This is a genomic window from Erythrobacter sp. HL-111, assembly GCF_900105095.1.
Classification (GTDB): domain Bacteria; phylum Pseudomonadota; class Alphaproteobacteria; order Sphingomonadales; family Sphingomonadaceae; genus Erythrobacter.
The window spans coordinates 24,340-42,475 of the sequence record NZ_LT629743.1 but is presented as its reverse complement, the minus strand read 5'-3'; the positions used below and the strand labels follow the sequence as shown (position 1 = coordinate 42,475).

Annotated in this window: 16 protein-coding genes, 1 tRNA gene and 1 pseudogene; 7 read left to right on the top strand and 11 right to left on the bottom strand. The window is 69.6% G+C overall.

Annotated elements, in window-relative coordinates; translation table 11 throughout:
* Positions 1–149 precede the first annotated feature (149 nt).
* The 3 genes and pseudogenes from BLU08_RS15425 to BLU08_RS00200 form a co-directional block, all read right to left on the bottom strand.
* Positions 150–739 (bottom strand): annotated as a pseudogene (locus tag BLU08_RS15425) (IS5 family transposase); the annotation flags it as partial.
* Between the two features lie 187 nt (positions 740–926).
* Positions 927–1,910, bottom strand: coding sequence for an asparaginase (locus BLU08_RS00205; protein ID WP_369816846.1), 984 nt, complete (start codon positions 1,908–1,910; stop codon positions 927–929).
* A gap of 16 nt (positions 1,911–1,926) precedes the next feature.
* Complete coding sequence (locus BLU08_RS00200; RefSeq protein ID WP_090193844.1) at positions 1,927–2,799, bottom strand: hypothetical protein; 873 nt, start codon at positions 2,797–2,799, stop codon at positions 1,927–1,929.
* Positions 2,800–2,940: 141 nt separating this feature from the next.
* Between BLU08_RS00200 and BLU08_RS00195 the strand changes: the two genes are divergently transcribed.
* Positions 2,941–3,016 (top strand) — tRNA-Val (locus BLU08_RS00195).
* 97 nt (positions 3,017–3,113) lie between these two features.
* Here BLU08_RS00195 and BLU08_RS00190 read toward each other — a convergent pair.
* Positions 3,114–3,713 (bottom strand): TlpA disulfide reductase family protein, encoded by a 600-nt coding sequence (locus BLU08_RS00190; protein WP_090193842.1) that lies wholly within the window; start codon positions 3,711–3,713, stop codon positions 3,114–3,116.
* Between the two features lie 64 nt (positions 3,714–3,777).
* Here BLU08_RS00190 and argH point away from each other — a divergent pair, with 64 nt between their 5' ends.
* From argH to BLU08_RS00170, 4 genes are read left to right on the top strand one after another with little or no spacing between them, the layout of a single operon-like run.
* Complete coding sequence (gene argH / locus BLU08_RS00185; RefSeq protein ID WP_090193839.1) at positions 3,778–5,169, top strand: argininosuccinate lyase; 1,392 nt, start codon at positions 3,778–3,780, stop codon at positions 5,167–5,169.
* Positions 5,166–5,414 (top strand): hypothetical protein, encoded by a 249-nt coding sequence (locus BLU08_RS00180; RefSeq protein ID WP_090193836.1) that lies wholly within the window; start codon positions 5,166–5,168, stop codon positions 5,412–5,414. Before argH ends, BLU08_RS00180 begins: the two co-directional genes overlap by 4 nt.
* Positions 5,415–5,440: 26 nt before the next feature.
* Positions 5,441–6,697 carry a diaminopimelate decarboxylase gene (gene lysA, locus BLU08_RS00175; RefSeq protein WP_090193834.1) on the top strand — a complete coding sequence of 419 codons (1,257 nt, stop codon included), beginning with the start codon at positions 5,441–5,443 and terminating at the stop codon, positions 6,695–6,697.
* A gap of 15 nt (positions 6,698–6,712) precedes the next feature.
* On the top strand, positions 6,713–7,546 hold the full coding sequence (locus BLU08_RS00170; RefSeq protein ID WP_090193831.1) for a bifunctional precorrin-2 dehydrogenase/sirohydrochlorin ferrochelatase: 834 nt from the start codon (positions 6,713–6,715) through the stop codon (positions 7,544–7,546).
* A 44-nt stretch (positions 7,547–7,590) separates the two neighbouring features.
* On the opposite strand, the gene BLU08_RS00165 is transcribed toward BLU08_RS00170, so the two are convergent.
* From BLU08_RS00165 to BLU08_RS00155, 3 genes are all read right to left on the bottom strand, one after another.
* Entirely contained in the window at positions 7,591–8,577 is a 987-nt protein-coding gene (locus tag BLU08_RS00165) for a MarR family transcriptional regulator (protein WP_090193829.1), read from the bottom strand.
* A 104-nt stretch (positions 8,578–8,681) separates the two neighbouring features.
* Entirely contained in the window at positions 8,682–9,254 is a 573-nt protein-coding gene (locus BLU08_RS00160; protein ID WP_090200792.1) for a murein L,D-transpeptidase family protein, read from the bottom strand.
* 88 nt (positions 9,255–9,342) lie between these two features.
* The gene (locus BLU08_RS00155) at positions 9,343–10,632 is read right to left on the bottom strand and encodes an adenylosuccinate synthase (RefSeq protein WP_090193826.1); all 1,290 of its coding nucleotides are present in this window, start codon (positions 10,630–10,632) and stop codon (positions 9,343–9,345) included.
* A gap of 192 nt (positions 10,633–10,824) precedes the next feature.
* On the opposite strand from BLU08_RS00155, the gene BLU08_RS00150 reads away from it, so the two are divergent.
* Positions 10,825–11,883, top strand: a complete 1,059-nt coding sequence (locus BLU08_RS00150; protein ID WP_090193824.1) for an alpha/beta hydrolase — start codon at positions 10,825–10,827, stop codon at positions 11,881–11,883.
* A 303-nt stretch (positions 11,884–12,186) separates the two neighbouring features.
* Here the strand turns inward: BLU08_RS00150 and BLU08_RS00145 are convergent, their stop codons facing one another.
* From BLU08_RS00145 to BLU08_RS00130, 4 genes are all read right to left on the bottom strand, one after another.
* Complete coding sequence (locus tag BLU08_RS00145; RefSeq protein WP_090193821.1) at positions 12,187–12,576, bottom strand: RidA family protein; 390 nt, start codon at positions 12,574–12,576, stop codon at positions 12,187–12,189.
* A complete protein-coding gene (locus BLU08_RS00140) occupies positions 12,573–13,703 on the bottom strand; it encodes an ATP phosphoribosyltransferase regulatory subunit (protein WP_090193819.1) in 1,131 nt (376 codons plus the stop codon). The genes BLU08_RS00145 and BLU08_RS00140 overlap by 4 nt, the downstream gene beginning before the upstream one ends.
* Before the next feature lie 88 nt (positions 13,704–13,791).
* Complete coding sequence (gene serA / locus BLU08_RS00135) at positions 13,792–15,378, bottom strand: phosphoglycerate dehydrogenase (protein ID WP_090193817.1); 1,587 nt, start codon at positions 15,376–15,378, stop codon at positions 13,792–13,794.
* Between the two features lie 115 nt (positions 15,379–15,493).
* Complete coding sequence (locus BLU08_RS00130) at positions 15,494–16,675, bottom strand: phosphoserine transaminase (RefSeq protein ID WP_090193815.1); 1,182 nt, start codon at positions 16,673–16,675, stop codon at positions 15,494–15,496.
* Positions 16,676–16,936: 261 nt separating this feature from the next.
* Between BLU08_RS00130 and BLU08_RS00125 the strand changes: the two genes are divergently transcribed.
* Entirely contained in the window at positions 16,937–18,130 is a 1,194-nt protein-coding gene (locus BLU08_RS00125) for a glycosyltransferase family 1 protein (protein WP_090193812.1), read from the top strand.
* Positions 18,131–18,136 lie beyond the last annotated feature (6 nt).

Sequence of the window (18,136 nt, the reverse complement as noted above, 5' to 3'; positions counted from 1 at the left end):
CGCGCTGCTGACGCCTCCGGTCGGGCTACGCCCTCCCTACGCCGCCAGCAGCGCGAAAACCGCGCCCAGCGTCAACCGATCCTCGCAACCGCAGAGGGGTCCCTTTTGCGCGCCGATAGGGGGTCCCGATTGAACGCCGATTGACACACCTTGCGGTTCGCCTTTGACGGGATGCACGGAGCAATGCCGCGCTGCTCCAGAGCGGCGCGAAACCAGTCAGCATCATAGCCCCGGTCGGCGAGCAACGCCTTTGCCTTCGGAAAGGCATCGATCATCAGTGCAGCGCCCTTGTAGTCGCTCATCTGCCCTTCACTGAGCAGCATGATCAGCGGGCGGCCCTTGCCATCGCAGACGGCGTGGAGCTTTGAGTTCAAGCCACCTTTGGTGCGCCCGATACGTCGGGATAGAGCCCCTTTTTTAGCAGGCTTGCTGCTGTCCGATGCGCCTTCAGATGGGTGGCATCGATCATCAGCTGATCGGGCTTCCCGCCCTTGGCGGCTAGCTCGGCGAAGATGCGGTTGAACACGCCCAGGCGGCTCCAGCGTATGAAGCGATTATAGATCGTCTTGTGCGGACCATAACCGACCGGCGCATCACGCCAGCGCAGCCCGTTCCTGATCACAAAGACGATGCCGCTCACGATCCGCCGATCATCAACCCGCGGAATGCCGTGCGACAGTGGGAAATAGGGCTCAATCCGGCGCATCTGCGCCTCGCTCAACAACCACAGCTCGGACAACAGCAACACCTCCCTGGTGCCGCCATTGAATCAACCGATTGCCTCCCGCGCAAGCGATTTAATGGGTCCTGAGCCTAGCGGTTTCCATCCAGCAAGCTTCTAACACTTCTGCCGTGCTGTCGAATGTCCATAGTGGGGTCGCAAGCGGAAAGTCCGCTTTCTCCTTCCGAAACTCGGAAAGCAGACCTCACCTCCCGTCGAACGCCTCTTGTATCCGCGCGGCGTCAGTCACGCCATTCGCGATCAGCACCATCAGCAGGATGCGTGCCTTGGCAGGACCGAGCGCACGCGCCGCGACGAGGCCCGTCGCGTCGTCGTCGACCTCGACATTGCGGTCGACCATGCCTTCGTCGACCCGGGCCGAGCGGACCACGGGGACGCCGTTCGCCGCTGCCTTGGCAAGCGCCTCGATCACCACGCGCGGGGCGTTGCCCTGCCCCATCCCGGCGAGCACCAGCCCCTTGCAGCCGATGCCGAGCAGCGCCTCGACCGGCTTTGCGTCCATCCCCGCGCCCGCGGTGAGGATCGCGACGCGCGGCAGCGCCTCGGGCCAGGCGTAGCGCGCCGGGCGGCCGATGCGGTGGGCGGGCGCGAACCAGTCGAGGGTCGCGGGGGTAACCCGCGCCAGCGGCCCTCTCGGATAGCCGCGGAAGGCATCGATGTTGGCGGTCGCCGCCTTCCTCACGTCGGCGGCGGCGAAGACCGTGTCGGCCATCACCACCAGCACGCCGCGCCCCGCGCTTTCGGGATCGCCCGCAAGCCGCACCGCATTGGCGAAATTGCGCATCCCGTCGCTCCCCACCGCGTCCGATGGCCGCATCGCGCCGACCAGCACCACCGGCTTGCCCGCGGGCAGGGTCAGGTCGAGGAGGAAGGCGGTTTCCTCCGCCGTGTCGGTGCCGTGGGTGACGATGATTCCGGCGAAGGACGGGTCATCTTCAGCCTCGGCGATCGCGGCGTGGAGCGCGTCCCATTCCGTCCAGCCGATGTCCTGCGAGCCGATCGCGGCGATGGTCCGCGGGATCAGTTCCGCCTCGAGCCCGAGCGCGCGGACCGCATCCAGCATCGTCTCGAGCGCGACCTCGCCCGCGGCATAGGCCTTGCCGGTGCGCGAACGGGCGGTGCCGGCGATGGTACCGCCCGTGCCGAGCACGAGGATGCGGGGCCGCACCAAGCCGCCGCGCGCCCTAGAGCGCGAGCGTGACGCGCGACGCGGCGCCGAGCAGCTTGCCGCGCTCCACATCGAGCGTCGCGGGCCGCTCCGCGGCCGGATAGGCCTCCCGCAGCAGGTCCAGCGCTTCGCGGATGCGCGCGGCGAGGTCGGGGCTCTCCGCGGAAATCGCGGATTGGGCATCCTCGAAGGTGCGCGCCGCGGCGCGGGTGAAGCCGTAGCCGTCGAGATAGGGCTCGTAACGGTCCGAGCCTTGCGCCTCGCCATACATGGCGGTCGCCCGGTCGATCATGTCGGCGGTGACGCGCGCGGCGACGTCGGCCCCGCTCGCCTGGCTGTCCGGGGCCTTGCCTGCGGCCTGTTCGATCGCGGCGAGCACGGCGTCGTGGCGCTCGCGCACTTCGGTCTCGTCGCCGCCGTCGAGGACCGTCTGCGAGGCCTCGTTGAAGCGCGGCTTGAAATCGTCGACGCCGAGCTCGGCGAAGACGGGGTCCATGTCGGCCAGCACTTCGGAGACCGGATGGCCGTACATCTCGGCGGCCGGGTCGGTCTTTCCGGCGCGGAAGGCGTCGTAGGCGGCAAGCGCGTGCGCCTCGGCGACGGCAAGCGCGGTCAGGTAGACGACGGGATCGCTCGCGGCGGCGGTGAAATCGACCCCGCCCTCGCCGCCTTCGCCGCCTTCGCCCTCACCGCCCTCGCCTTCACCGCCTTCGCCTTCACCCGCTTCGCCGCCTTCGCCTTCGCCAGCCTCGCCGGGCATGGCGCCATCGGCACCGGCGCTTTCGGCGGCGGGATCCTCGGGCGCTTCCTCGGCGCATCCGGCAAGCCCCGCCCCGGCCAGCGCGCCTGCAAGGCCGAGCCCGGCCCAACGCTTCATTTCGATCCTCATCGTGGTCTCTCCTTGTCCAGTTCGCGCGGGGTCTTAGCCGACCCGGCGACGGGCGCAAAGGGGACCGGCTCACGATGCCCGATCGGCCCGTGCTTGACCGGCCCGGCGGCGCGGCCTAATCGGCAGCCCTCCTGCGCGAGGGGGCGATTAGCTCAGTTGGTAGAGCATCTCGTTTACACCGAGAGGGTCGGCAGTTCGAGCCTGTCATCGCCCACCAGTTTCGGCCATGCGAAATCGTCCGGGGGATGATTTCGGGTCGAAACTCCCGAGCGCAGGCGAAGGGCGCGGATCCGCCCCATCCCTCGACCGGGCCCCTATTCCCCCAGCGCCTCGGCGATCAGCGCGCGTGCCTCGGCGCTGTCCCATTCGTAGCCACCCGCGACCCGCAGGACCTCGCGGCCCGAGGCGTCGTAAAGCACGGTCAGCGGCAATTGCCCGCCCTCGCTCATCCTCACGGCCAGTTCGCTGTCGGGATCGAGCCACGGTTCGAGCTTGCGAAAGCCGCGCTCGGCGAAGAAGGGTTCGACCTGCTCCGCCCCGCGAATGTCCTGGCTGACGGTCACGACCCTGAGCTCGCCCGCCGTCTCTTCGGCGAGCGCGTCGAGCATCGGCATTTCGACCACGCAGGGCGCGCACCAGGTCGCCCACAGGTTCAGCAGGACCGGCTCGCCCCCGAGGCTGGCGAGGTCGAGCGCGTTCCCGTCCGGGTCGGTCACGGTGAAATCGGGCAATGGCGCGCCCGCCTCCGCGCGCGAAACCTCCCCGGCGAGCGGCTGTTCCGCGCCGGGCGCGCCCGCGCCTGCCTCGTCGTCGGCCTGCGGCGCGCTCCCCGGTTGCGCGGAGCCCTCCTGCGCCCTATCGCAGCCGCCGAGCGCAAGGACCATCGCGGCGAGAATGAACGAGACACGCAACATACCGGGCAAACCTTCCGTTTCCGCAGCCCCCGGCGAACGCGCCGCGAACGGCGGCGGCAACGCGATGTGGGGCGGCCGCTTCGCCGAAGGCCCTAGCGCGATCATGCGCGAAATCAACGCCTCGATCCCGTTCGACAAGGCGCTCTGGCAGCAGGACATCGCCGCTTCCGAAGCCCATGTCGCCATGCTCGCGGCGCAGAACATCGTGTCGAGCGAGGACGCGCGCGCGATCAGCGACGGGCTGGCGACGATCGCGGAGGAATACGAAAGGGACGGCGTGCCCGAGGACTGGGACCTCGAGGACATTCACATGACCACCGAGGCGCGGCTCGCCGAACTGATCGGGCCGACCGCCGGGCGGCTCCACACCGCGCGCAGCCGCAACGACCAGGTGGCGACCGATTTCCGGCTCTGGGTGCGCGAGGCACTGGACCAGATGGACGACGGGCTGGCGGCGCTCCAGCGGGCGCTCGTCACCCGCGCGGGCGAACACGCGGCCAGCATCATGCCCGGCTTCACCCATCTCCAGACCGCGCAGCCGGTGACGCTCGGCCATCACCTGATGGCCTATTACGAGATGTTCCGGCGTGACCGTTCGCGCCTTGCCGATGCGCGCGCGCGGATGAACGAATGCCCGCTGGGTTCGGCCGCGCTGGCGGGCACGGGCTTTCCGATCGACCGCGACATCACCAGCGAGGCCCTGGGGTTCGACCGGCCGACGGCGAATTCGCTCGATGCCGTGTCGGACCGCGATTTCGCGCTCGATTACCTCTTCGCGGCGAGCGCCTGCGCGCTCCACCTCTCGCGCCTGGCCGAGGAACTGGTGCTGTGGGCGAGCCAGCCGTTCGGCTTCGTCCGCCTGCCCGACAGCCTTTCGACCGGCTCCTCGATCATGCCGCAGAAGAAGAACCCCGACGCGGCCGAACTGGTGCGCGGCCATGCGGGCCGCGTGATCGGCTGCGCGACCGCGCTGATGGTGACGATGAAGGGCCTGCCGCTCGCCTATTCGAAGGACATGCAGGACGACAAGCCCCCGGTGTTCGAGGCCGCCTCGCTGATGGCGCTGTCGATCGCGGCGATGACCGGCATGATCGCCGATGCGACCTTCGTGACAGCGCGGATGCGGCAGGCGGCGGAAATGGGCCACGCGACCGCGACCGACCTTGCCGACTGGCTGGTGCGCGAGGCGGGAATCCCGTTCCGCGAGGCGCATCACGTGACCGGCGCGGTCGTGAAGCTCGCCGACAGCCGCGGCGTGGCGCTTGCCGAACTGCCGCTCGAGGAGCTGCGCGCGATCGATCGGCGGATCGACGAGCGGGTGTTCGGCGTGCTGCCGGTCACGGCCTCGGTCGCCGCGCGATCCTCCTATGGCGGAACCGCGCCCGAACAGGTAAACCGGCAGGTCGAGCGGGCGCGCGCGGCGCTCGGCATGGACGGGAGCGAGGCGAGCGAATGACGGGACCCTGCCGGATGATGGCGCTTGCGGCGCTCGCCGCCGGGCTCGCGGGATGCGGGGCGACCGCGCCGCTGCGCCCGCCGCCGGGCGAAAGCCTGCCGGTCGCCCCCCATGGCGCGCCCGCGCGGCCCGATGCCGAGCAATTGCTCGAACTCGGCGCGCTTGCCGCGCCCGAACGTTCGGTCGAACTGCGCCGCCGTTCCGAGGAACGCGAGGACGACCCCTTCGACCTCCCGCCCGAATAGCCCCCCTTTTCAAGACGAGCAGGACCATGGATCACTTCGCCTACAAGGACGGCGTCATGCACGCCGAGGACATTCCCCTGCCGCGCATCGCCGAGGAAGCGGGAACGCCCGTCTATGTCTATTCGCGCGCCACGCTCGAACGCCATGCGCGCGTCTTCCGCGAAGCGCTGGACGGGGTGCCGGACAAGCTGATCGCCTTCGCGGTCAAGGCCAATCCGAACCTCGCCGTGCTCAAGGTGCTGCAGGGCCAGGGATACGGCGCGGACGTGGTTTCGGTGGGCGAGATGCGGCGCGCGCTCGCGGCGGGGATCGCGCCCGACAGGATCGTGTTCTCCGGCGTCGGCAAGACCGCGGCGGAACTCGTCGCCGCGCTCGAGGCGGGGATCGGCCAATTCAACATCGAAAGCGCGGAGGAGGGCGAGGAGCTGGCCGCCATCGCCGCGGGGATGGGCCGCACCGCGCGCTGCGCGCTCAGGGTCAACCCGGATGTCGATGCGGGCACGCACGACAAGATCTCGACCGGCAAGGCGGACAACAAGTTCGGCGTGCCGATCGACGAGGCGGGACAGATCTTCGGCCAGCTCGCCGGCCTGCCGGGCGTGGAGATGCGCGGCGTGGCGGTCCATATCGGCAGCCAGCTCGGCGATCTCGCCCCGCTGGAACGCGCCTTCGCCAAGCTCGGCGCGCTGGTCGGGGCGCTGCGCGGCGCGGGGCACACGATCACCCATGTCGATCTCGGCGGGGGTCTGGGCGTGCCCTACAGACGCGACGAAACCCTGCCGAGCCCGGCGGAATACGGCGCGATGGTCGCGCGCGTGACGAAGGACTGGGGCGTGACCCTGATCTTCGAACCCGGCCGCGTCATCGCGGGCAATGCCGGGGTCCTGCTGACCCGCGTGGTGCGGGTGAAGCGCGGGCTCAACCATCCCTTCGTGATCGTCGACGCGGCGATGAACGACCTCGCGCGCCCGGCGCTTTACGGCGCCTATCACGATTTCGTCGCGGTCGAGCCTTCGGGCGATAGCATGACCGCGAACATCGTCGGCCCGATCTGCGAGACGGGCGACACCTTCGCGACGGGCCGCGACTGCGACCGGCTGGCGGCGGGCGACCTGGCGGTGTTCCGCACCGCCGGGGCCTATGGCGCGACCATGGCGTCGTCCTACAATTCGCGCGGCTTCGTCGCCGAGGTGCTGGTCGACGGCGACCGCTACGCCGTCGTCGCCGACCGGATCGAGGCGAGCGCGATCATGGATGCCGAACGCGTCCCCGAATGGCTGTGACCCGCCCGCGCTAGGATGAGCGACCTTGCGAGCCTTCCCCTGTTCCACCGGATCGAAGGCCAGCAGGTGCTGGTGCTGGGCGAAGGCGCGGCGGCGGAGCCCAAGCGCCGGCTGGTCGAGCGTGCGGGGGGCATCGTCGTCACCGACATGCAGCGCGCGATCGACGAGGGCGTGCGCCTGGCCTTCGTCGCCTTCCCCGACGCGCGGGCGTGCGAGGCGGCGGCGATCAACCTGCGCTGCGCGGGGATGCTGGTGAACGTCGTCGACCGGCCGGACCTGTGCGATTTCACCACGCCGAGCATTCTCGAGCGCACGCCGCTGCTGATCGCGATCGGGACGGGGGGTGCCTCCGCCGGGCTGGCCAAGCACGTGCGCCTGAGACTGGAGCGGATCCTGCCCGAAAGCCTGGGCAGGCTCGCCGATGCGCTGTTCGCCGCGCGCGGCCGGCTGCGCGAGCGGTTCCCCGAAACCGCCGAGCGGCGACGCGCGATCGATGCGGCGCTGCGCGAGGGCGGGCCGCTCGACGTGCTCGACCCCGCTTCGCACGAGCGGGTCGCCGATTGGTCGGAAAGGGGCGAGCTGCCGCCACGTCAGAGCGTGGCCGAATTCACCATCCGGAGCGATGATCCCGACGACCTGACCGTGAAGCAGGCGCGGCTGCTCGGCGAGGCGGACGTCGTGTGTGCCGACCCGGCGATCTCCCCGGCCATCCTCGCCAGAGCGCGGGCCGATGCGGAGCGCCTGACCTGCGAACGCCTCGCCTGCCGGTCATCCGGGCGCCCGCGCTGCACGCAGGGGAGCGATACCGACGGGTCGCGTCTGACGGTCATCCTGCGCCGCGAACCCTAGGGCGGTTTTCCGCGCTGGCGGCCCGGGCACAGGCCGAACCGCGATCAGGCCGCCCGGGCGAGCGGGACGTCGACTTCCGCGAAATAGCGCGACATCGCCTCGATCGAACGGTCGGTCAGCGCGATGAAGGCGCGGCGGCGATCGGTTTCGTCCGCGATCCGCTTGAAGATGCCGGTGTCGACCATCTGCTTGAGCCAGCGCAGCGCCGTGGTCGCGGGGACTTCGGCGGCGATGCACAGCGATGTGACCGAAACCCGCTGCCCCTCCCCGTGCGCCGCGGTGAGGTCGAGCAGCATGTCCCACGCCGGATCGGCGAACAGCGCCCCGTCGAAGAACCGCGCGCGAGCCTGCCGGCCGGCGATGATCTTGCGGATCATGCGCGGATCGGGAAGCGGGGGCTTCTGCGAATCGTAGAGCCGCGCCGGGCTCGAGGGCTGGCGGGCCGCCGCATCGGAAACGGGCCGGGCGCCCTCCCCCGTCGCGGTGTCACCGTCCGGCCGGTCGTGAGCGGCGCCGCCCGAAAGCCCTTCGAGCTTGCTCGCGATCGCTTCGACCTGTTGCGACAGGCGCAGCAGGCTGAGGCGGTCCGCCTCGGTCATTTCGCGCACGCGCGGGTCGGCAATGTCCGCCATCACCTGGCCGACCGCGACGACCCGGTCCGCCCGGCCTGGCGCGACGAGAATCTGCGGGTCGCACTGGTCGAGCGTGCCGAAGACATCGTCGAGCGCCTCCAGCGAGGTGGCGACGACCAGCCGCGCGCCCGATTGCGCCGCCCGCATGTCGAGCCGGGCGAGCGCGGCGAGCTGCCGCGCGCCCGGTGCCGGGCAATCGATCAGGACCACGTCGCCCAGAAGGACGATCGGCCCGTCCAGCAGCGCATCGAGCGCGCCGCCGTCGATCGTGCGGAAACCCGCCCCGGCAAGGTCGCCCAGCATTTCCGAACGCCGCGCCGCGTCATCGGCAAGGACGGCGATCCGGCAGGGAAGGCCCGCGGCATCGCGGCCGCAATCATATGCGAAATCTGTGCTCATCGAATCGACCCTTTGTTCTTATTGGAACAGGTTTAGAACAAAAGGGGTTCATGTCAAGTCCAACAGCCGCCCGGCCGCCTGGACACGGGGTGCGCCTGCCCAATTCAGGGGCGGATTTCGATCGGCGTTCCGTCGGGAACGAGCCGCCAGAGTTCCTCGATCTCGGCATTGGACAGGGCGATGCAGCCATCGGTCCAGTCGCCCGGCAATGGCGGTCCGGGATAGCCGGTCGGCTGGCCGTGGATGAAGATGTCGCCGCCGGGAGAGCGCCCGAAGCGCGCGGCACGGGCGCGGTCCTCGGCATTGGGATAGGAGATGTGGAGCGAGAGGTGATAGCGGCTGTCGGGGTTGCGCCAGTCGATCGTGTAGAGCCCTTCGGGCGTGCGCTCGTCGCCCTCGAACCGCTTGTGGCCTGTCGGAGCATCGCCGAAGGCGAGGTTTCGGTAGGCCCGGATCGGCTGGCCGCCGCTATAGGCGATCAGCAGCCGCTCCGACTTGTCGACCAGCAGGTAGTCGGCAAGGAGCCTGCGCCCCGAGGGAATCTCGCGCGCTGCCGCGCCGCGGGAGCCCGGCACACCCTCCGCGATCCCCTCGCCCGGCGCTCGCACGACCTCTTCCCGTGGCCCGGCGCAGGCGGCCAGCGCGAGGAGGAGGAGGGCAGCGAGAAGGCGTTGCATCGCAGCGCTTTCATACATCGGCCCCGGTTGACCGGCAATTGCGCCCCGACCCCGTAGCGTGCCCGGGCGCCCCGATCCTCGACCGGTCTCAATCCTCGAAGGGATCGCGCACGAGGATCGTGTCGTCGCGTTCCGGGCTGGTCGAGACGAGCGCCACGGGGCATTCGATCAGTTCCTGCACCCGCTGGATGTACTTGACCGCATTGGCCGGCAGGTCGGCGAAGCTGCGCGCGCCCGCGGTGGATTCGCTCCAGCCGTCCATTTCCTCGTAGATCGGCTGAACCGCGGCCTGGTCGCCGGCATGGCTGGGCAGGTAGTCATAGACATTGCCGCGCAAGCGGTAGCCGGTGCAGATCCTCACCTTGTCGAGCCCGTCGAGCACGTCGATCTTGGTCAGCGCGATGCCGGTGACACCGCTGATCGCGCAGGTCTGGCGCACCAGCACCGCGTCGAACCAGCCCACCCGCCGCTTGCGCCCCGTCACCGTGCCGAATTCGTGGCCGCGCTCGCCCAGCGCCCTGCCGGTCTCGTCGTCGAGTTCGGTCGGGAAGGGGCCGGAGCCGACGCGGGTGGTGTAGGCCTTGACGATGCCGAGCACGAATCCGGCCGCGTTCGGCCCCAGCCCGCTTCCGCTCGCCGCGGTGCCGCTGACCGTGTTGGAGCTGGTGACGAAGGGATAGGTGCCGTGATCGACATCCAGCAGCACGCCCTGCGCCCCTTCGAACAGGACCTTGGCGCCCGCTTTCCTGATCTTCTTGAGCCGTTTCCACACCGGCTGGGCGAAGCGCAGGACAAAGGGGGCGACATCACGCAGGTCCTCGAGCAACGCCTCGCGGTCGACCGGCGGCTGGTCGAACCCGGCGCGCAGCGCGTCGTGATGGGCGCACAGGCGGTCGAGCTGCGGCTCGAGCGTATCGAGATGGGCAAGGTCGCACACCCGGATCGCGCGGCGGCCCACCTTGTCCTCGTAGGCCGGGCCGATCCCGCGCCCGGTCGTGCCGATCTTGCCCTTGCCCGCCGCGCCTTCGCGCAGCGCGTCGAGATCGCGGTGCAGCGGCAGGATCAGCGGGCAGTTGTCGGCAATGGCAAGGTTGTCGTCGGTGATCGCCACGCCCTGCTTTTCGAGCTTGTCAACCTCCTCGCGCAGCGCCCACGGATCGAGCACAACGCCATTGCCGATCAGGCTCATCGTACCCGATACGATGCCCGACGGCAGCAGGCTGAGCTTGTAGGTCGTCCCGCCGATGACGAGCGTGTGGCCCGCATTGTGCCCGCCCTGGAAGCGGACCACGGCATCGGCGCGGCTGGCGAGCCAGTCGACGATCTTGCCCTTGCCTTCATCGCCCCACTGGGCGCCGATCACGGTGACGTTGGCCATGTATGTCCCTTGTGAAATCCTCACCGCGCCCGGGCCCGGGGCCGCGCGCAAACCGGGCGGGGTTAGGCGCTTGGCGGGCCAAGGGCAAGCGGCTCTCGGCGAGTGGTCTTGCGCGCGCCCTGCGGGTGCGCGAAGGGTTCGCGCGGGGCGCGCGTCTTCCTGTGCGAGAACCCCGAGGAAAGGCCTTTGCCCATGACCCGATCGACCCGCATTCTGGCAGCCCTGCTTGCAGGCGCGCTCGCCGCGACGCCGATCCTCGCGCAGCAGCAGCAGCGCGCCGGGCGCCTGTCGGAGGATTGCCGCGAGGAGCTGATCGCGCTGTGCTACGAAATCGACGAGACCGACCGCGCGCTTTTCCGCGCCTGCCTGCGCGAACGCCGCGCGGAAATTCCGGAGAAGTGCAGGGCCGAACTGCGCGCCCGGATCGAGGCGCGCGGGCGGGCGAACCCGCTGGAGACCCGGCCCGAGGGCCTGCGCCCGGCGGCGAAGGTCACCCGCAGCGTCCTCTACGGCGATGATCCGCGCCAGCAGATCGATGTCTACGAGCCCGAAGGCGCGGTCGATCCGTTGCCGCTCGTCCTGTTCATCCATGGCGGCGGCTGGCGGGCGGGGAACCACAAGGCGGTGCAGGTGAAGCCGCCTCACCTCAACGCGCAAGGGTACTATTTCGCCTCGACCGGATACCGGCTCGTGCCGAACGTGAGCGTCGAACAGCAGGCCGAGGACATCGGCGCGGCTTTGCGCGCGCTGCGGGGACAGGCCGGCGCGATCGGCTTCGATCCCGATGCCATCGTGCTGATGGGCCACAGCGCGGGCGCGCATCTCGCCGCGCTGGTGGCGACCGATCCGCGCTATGCGGGCGAGGCGTTCGACGCGGTCCGGGGCGTCGTCCTGCTCGACGGGGCGGGCTATGACGTGAAGGCGCAGATGGCAGGGGCCGCGCCCGAGCTCTGGCAGGTCTATTTCAACGCCTTCACCGCCGACGAGGCGGTGCAGGAGGCGCTGTCCCCGATCACCCATGTCGGCGGGAAGGACGCGCCGCATTGGCTCGCGCTCCATGTCGAGGGGCGCGAGGCGTCGCAGGTGCAGTCCGAAATGCTCGCGGAGCGCCTGCGAGCGGCGGGGGTCAGGGCGGAGGCGGTGGCGATCGAAGGGACCGATCACGGGCGCATGAACCGCGAACTCGGCACCGAAGCGGGCGAAGCGCAGACGCGGGCGGTGGATGCCTTCCTGGCGAGGGTGCTCGGTTAGGGGCAGCGGGGCGGGAAGGTCGTCGAACTGCGCGCTTGCCGCCCGGTGCCTGACGCGGGATGTTGCTGCTCCCCTCCCCCCGGGGAGGGGCTGGGGGGGGTCGGCGGTGATGGCGCAGTGCGACCATTCAGGCGCCGCACACCCGTCCCCAGCCCTTCCCTCAAGGGAAGGGAGCGGGATGCGCGCAACGGAGAAAGGGCGCGAAAAGCCCCCTCCTTCCCAAGGCGGGGGTTTGGGGGTGGCTCCGCGCGAAGCGAAGCGAGCGCGCCTTCCCCTCAGACCCCTCCCCTCAGACCCCTACCCTCAAACCGTCGCGGTGACGTCGATCTCGACCATCAGTTCGGGCAGCGCCAGCCCCTTCACCTCGACCGTCGTGTCGGCGGGATAGGGCGACGTGAAATATCTCTGCCGCGCCTCCACGATCTTCGGGAAATGCGCCATGTCGGTGAGGTAGATCACCACCTTCACCACTTTCGACAGATCGCTCCCCGCCGCGGCCAGCACGCGCTCGATATTGGCGAAGGTCCGGGCGAGCTGGGCGTCGAAATCGCCCGCGCCCACGATGCTGCCGTCCTCCCCGATGCTCGCCTGGCCGGAGCGCAGCACGAGGTCGCCGACCCGCCATGCGGGCGCGATGAAATAGGGCGCGAGCGGGTCGTTCGCGGGGACGATCGGGATGGCCTTGTCCGTCATCTGTCCTGCTCCAGTTCCTTGACGCCTGCGCCTTCCAGCACATGGGTGCAGCCGAGCGCCGCGGCGTCCTCGCCCTCGCCCAGTTGCGCGAGCGTGCGCCAGCCTTCGGCGCGCAGCCTTGCCGCCGCCTCGACGTCATGGCCGAGCGGGAGGTAGATCGCCCGGCCGCGCTCGGCCTCGGGCGCGGCCTCGGCGAGGTGGTCGACATAGAGCGAGAAGCCGGTCGCCGCCTCCTCGCTCCCGCCGATCCGGTAGGTCCCGCCGCGCCCCGCCGCGCCGCGCAGGCCTTCGGCATAGAGGGTGAAGCCGAACCAGGTCTGGTATTCGAAGCCGTAACGCTCGGTCGGGTCGAGGGTCAGGCGCACCGCATCGCCATGCACCGCGGCGATCCGGGCCGCGATCGCCTCGAGCCCGTCGAGCCGCGTGCCGAGCGCCCCGCCCGCATCGAAGGCGCGCAGGTCGGCGAGCGCGCGGTCGAACGGCCCGGCCGCGTAAAGCAGCGGGAGATAGGCCTCGCCGCCCGCGTCCCGCAGCCCGCCCGCGTCCTTGGTGTCCAGTTCGCGCCGGATCGCCTCGATCTGGTCGGGATCGGTGTCGCCGTCCCTTTCGGCCAGCGTGTCGACAAGGTCGGGCAGGGTGAAATCGACGCTGATGCCAGTGAGCCCGGCGGCCTGCAGCGCCTCGATCGCCACCATCGCGATTTCGCTCGCTGCCGCGATCGTGTCCGCGCCGACCAGTTCGGCGCCAAGTTGCAGCCGCTCGCGCGCGGGGTCGAGCTGGCTCGCGCGGATCAGCGCGGTCTCGCCGCAATAGGCGAGGCGCAGCGGGCGCGGGGCGGCCTTCATGCTGGTCGCCGCGATCCGGCCGACCTGCGGGGTGATGTCGGAGCGCAGGGCGAGCGTTCGCAGGCTCGCCGGGTCGACGAAACGGAACATGGCCTGCGTGCGGATGCCCTGCATACGGCTCGCCAGCGAGCGTTCGAATTCGAGCAGCGGCGGGCGCACCCGCTCGTAGCCGTGGCGGTGCAGCACGTCGAGGCAGGCGCGCATCGCGGTGGTGATGCGCGCGGCGGAGGCGGGCAGGCGGTCCTCGAGCCCCTCGGGCAGCAGGTCGGTCGGTCGGGTCATGGGCGCTGGCGCTAAAAGGAAAACGGCCCCCCGACAAGCGCGCGCTCGCCGGGGGGCCGCAGGATCGGTCTTGCGCCGGGGCGAGAAATCAGAAACCGAGCGCCTTCACCGTCTTCACGCCCTCGAGCGCCTCGGCCTCGGCCATGATCTCGGCGCCCGGATGCTCGTCGAGGCTGAGCAGCAGCACCGCCTCTTCGCCCGCATCGCGGCGGCCGAGGTTGAAGGTGCCGATATTGATCCCGTGGCTGCCCAGCATGGTCCCGATGCGGCCGATGAAGCCGGGCTTGTCGTCGTTGACCACGTAGAGCATGTCCCCTTCGAGTTCGGCCTCGATGCCGATCCCGAAGATCTCGACGAGGCGCGGCGACTGGGTCCCGAACAGCGTGCCGGCGACCGAACGCGGGCCGGACGCGGTTTCGACCGTGACCCGGATCAGCGTGTTGAACGCACCCTCGCGCTCGTGCCGGATTTCCGACACGTCGAGCCCGCGTTCCTTGGCGAGATAGGGCGCGTTGACCATGTTCACCGTGTCGGAATAGCGCCGCATGAAACCCGCCAGCACCGCGCCGGTGATCGGCTTGCCGTTGAGCTGCGCCGCCGCGCCCTCGCGCTCGATGCTGATCTTGGTCAGGCTGCCGTGGGCGAGCTGGCCGACGAGGCTGCCGAGCTTCTCGGCGAGCGCCATGTAGGGCCGCAGCTTGGGCGCTTCCTCGGCACTGAGCGAAGGCATGTTGAGCGCGTTGGTGACCCCGCCGTTGACGAGGTAGTCGCTCATCTGCTCTGCCACCTGCAGCGCGACATTGACCTGCGCCTCGGTCGTCGAAGCGCCCAGGTGCGGGGTGCAGATGAAGTTCGGCGCGGAAAACAGCGGGTGGTCCGCCGCCGGCGGCTCGGTCTCGAACACGTCGAGCGCGGCCCCCGCGACCTGGCCGCTTTCGAGGCAGTCCTTCAGCGCCGCCTCGTCGATCAGCCCGCCGCGCGCGCAGTTGACGATGCGGATGCCCTTCTTCGCGTTCTCGAGCCGTTCGCGGCTGAGGATGCCCCGCGTCTCGTCGGTGAGCGGGGTGTGGAGCGTGACGAAATCGGCGCGCGCCAGCAGCGTGTCGAGATCGACCTTCTCGACGCCCAGTTCGATCGCGCGGTCCTCGGTCAGGAAGGGATCGTAGGCGATCACCTTCATGCGCAGGCCCTGCGCGCGGCTGGCGACGATCGAGCCGATATTGCCCGCCCCGATCAGGCCGAGCGTCTTGGCCGTCACCTCGACCCCCATGAAATCCTTCTTCGGCCATTCGCCCGCCTTGGTGCGGGTGTTGGCGTCGGGGATCTGGCGGGCGAGCGCCATCATCAGGGCGATCGCGTGTTCGGCAGTGGTGATCGAATTGCCGAACGGCGTGTTCATCACCACGACGCCCTTCCCGCTGGCATAGGGGATGTCGACATTGTCGACTCCGATGCCGGCGCGGCCGATCACCCTGAGGCTGGTCGCCGCATCGAGGATTTCGGGCGTGACCTTGGTCGAGGAACGGATCGCGAGGCCGTGATAATCGCCGATCACGCCCTTCAATTCATCCGGCGTCATGCCGGGCTTCACGTCGACCTCGCAGCCGCGCTCTTCGAAGATGCGCGCAGCGTTGGGGTCCATCTTGTCGGAAATGAGTACCTTGGGCTTGCTCATGGGAAATTCCTGAAAGGCGTCATTCCCGCGCGCGGGAACCCAGGGCGGCTTGGACGGCGTTTCGTGACCCTGGGTCCCCTGCTGCGCGGGGATGACGGGAGTAGAAGAAGACGGCTCAGGCCGCGCCCTTGACGGTGGCGTAGGCCCATTCGATCCACGGCAGGAGACGCTTGATGTCCTCCTGTTCGAGCGTGCCGCCGCACCAGATCCGCAAGCTTGGCGGGGCGTCGCGGTAGCCGTTGAAATCGTAGCCGACGTGCCGCTCCTCGAGCAGCTTGACGATCTTCTTGGGCACCGCCGCCTTCTCTTCATCGGGCAGGTTGTCGTACCATTCGCCCTGGAAGACCATGCACACGCCGGTATTGGTCCTGAGCGCCGGGTCGGAGACCATGTTGCGCAGCCACGGCGTCGATTCGATCCAGTCGAGCACGATCGCCGCGTTCGCATCGGCCCGTTCGATCAACGCCTTGCGCCCGCCGATCGATTTCGCCCATTCGAGCGCGGCGATGTAATCCTCGGTCGCGAGCAGGGAGGGCGTGTTGATCGTCGCCCCTTCGAAGATGGCGCGGTTGAGCTTGTCGCCCTTCTTCAGGCGGAACAGCTTGGGCAGCGGCCAGGCGGGATCGTAGCTCTCGATCCGCTCGACCGCCTTGGGCGAGAGGATCAGCATCCCGTGCTGGGCTTCGCCGCCCATCACCTTCTGCCAGGAATAGGTCGTGGCATCGAGCTTGGGCCAGTCCATTTCCTGCGCGAAGATCGCGCTGGTCGCATCGTTCAGCACCACGCCCTCGCGGCCCGGTTCGAGCCAGTCGGTATTCGGGATGCGCGCGCCGGAGGTCGTGCCGTTCCAGGTGAAGACGACGTCGTTGCGCTGGGGAATCGTGGTGAGGTCCGGGATCTGGCCGTAATCGGCCGACAGGACCTGCAGGTTGGGCAGCTTCAACTGCTTGACCGCGTCCTGGATCCAGACATTGCCGAAGCTTTCCCAGGCCGCCACCGTCGCGGGGCGCGCGGGATCGAGCATGGTCCACATCGCCGCCTCGATCGCGCCGGTGTCGGAGCCGGGCATGATCCCGACGAGATAGTCGTCCGGCACGCCGAGCAGTTCGCGCGAGAGGTCGATCGCGTATTTCAGCCGAGCCTTGGCGTCGGCCGAACGGTGCGAACGGCCGAGCGATGCGGTCTTAAGCCTGTCGAGGGACCAGCCCGGGAATTTCACCGTGGGGCCGGAGGAAAATTGCGGACGTTCGGGTTTCACGGGCGGCTCGTGCAGGAGCCCGCGTGCATATGCAGTCATGTATTCTCTCCTTCCAGAGAGCTCGCGCGGCGTTGGGACCGCGTGGCCCGCCAGCGCAGTTAAAGGGATTGCGCGACAAGTCAATGACGTGCGGACGATATTTCTCAAACCGATGTTTTCGGGAACTTTTCCATCGCCCGGGGCTTGTTGCGCGCGGGCCGGATCCGGCGCGGAAGCCCGTCGGATTCCGGGCGGTCTCCGGCTCGCGCCACCGCGTCGCTGCTTGAGCGCTCGGCCCGCCTCCCCTAAACGGACCGGCAGATGAAAACCTCCGACCTCCGCATCGCCCTGTTCAGCGGCAATTACAATTACACCCGCGACGGGGCGAACCAGGCGCTCAACCGGCTGGTCGGCTCGCTGCTCGACGCGGGGGCGAGCGTGCGGATCTATTCCCCGGTCGTCGCCGAGCCCGATTTCGAGCCGACCGGCGACCTCGTCGGCGTGCCCAACATCCCGATGCCGGTGAAGGGTCGCGGCGAATACCGCCTGCCGACCGGCCTCGGCGGCAAGGTCAGGCGCGATCTCGCGCGGTTCCGCCCGAACATCGTCCATCTCTCCTCGCCCGATCCGGCCGGGCACGCCGCGCTGCGCTGGGCGCAGGAACACGACGTGCCGGTGCTCGCGTCGGTCCACACCCGTTTCGAGACCTATCCGCGCTATTACAACATGGCCTTCCTCGAACCGCTGGTGGTGCGGCTGCTGCGGCGCTTCTACAATCGCTGCGACGCGCTGCTGGCGCCTTCGCAGAGCATGATCGACGAGCTGCTGGCGATGGAGATGCACGACGACATCGGCCTGTGGAGCCGCGGGGTCGACCGCGAGATCTTCGCTTCGACGAGGCGCGACCGCGCCTGGCGCCGCGCGCTCGGCCTTGCCGACGACGATGTCGCGATCGTCTTCCTCGGCCGGCTGGTGATGGAAAAGGGGCTCGACATCTTCGCCGAAACGATCGTCCAGCTCCGCCGCCGCCAGGTTCCGCACCGCGTGCTGGTGATCGGCGACGGCCCCGCGCGCGGCTGGTTCGAGGAGGCGCTGCCCGGCGGCATCTTCGTCGGTTTCAAGACCGGCGCGGCGCTTGGCCAGGCGCTCGCCAGCGGCGACGTGTTCTTCAATCCGAGCGTCACCGAAACCTTCGGCAACGTCACGCTGGAGGCAATGGCGAGCGGGCTGCCGGTGGTGGCGGCGGGCGCGACGGGTGCCTCCAGCCTCGTCGTCGATGGCGCGACCGGACGGCTCGTCCCGCCCGGCGACAGGGGGGGCAACGCGGGCGCCTATGCCGAAGCGCTCGCGCCCTACTGCACCGATGCGGCCCTGCGCGCGGCGCATGGCGCGGCGGGCGAGGCGCGGGCGGGCGAATACGGCTGGGAGGCGATCAACCGCGTGGTCGCGCAGACCTATGTCCGGCTGGTCGAGGATCGCCGCGCCCTGCAGCAACGCGAGGCGCAGGCCGCCTAGCGGGCC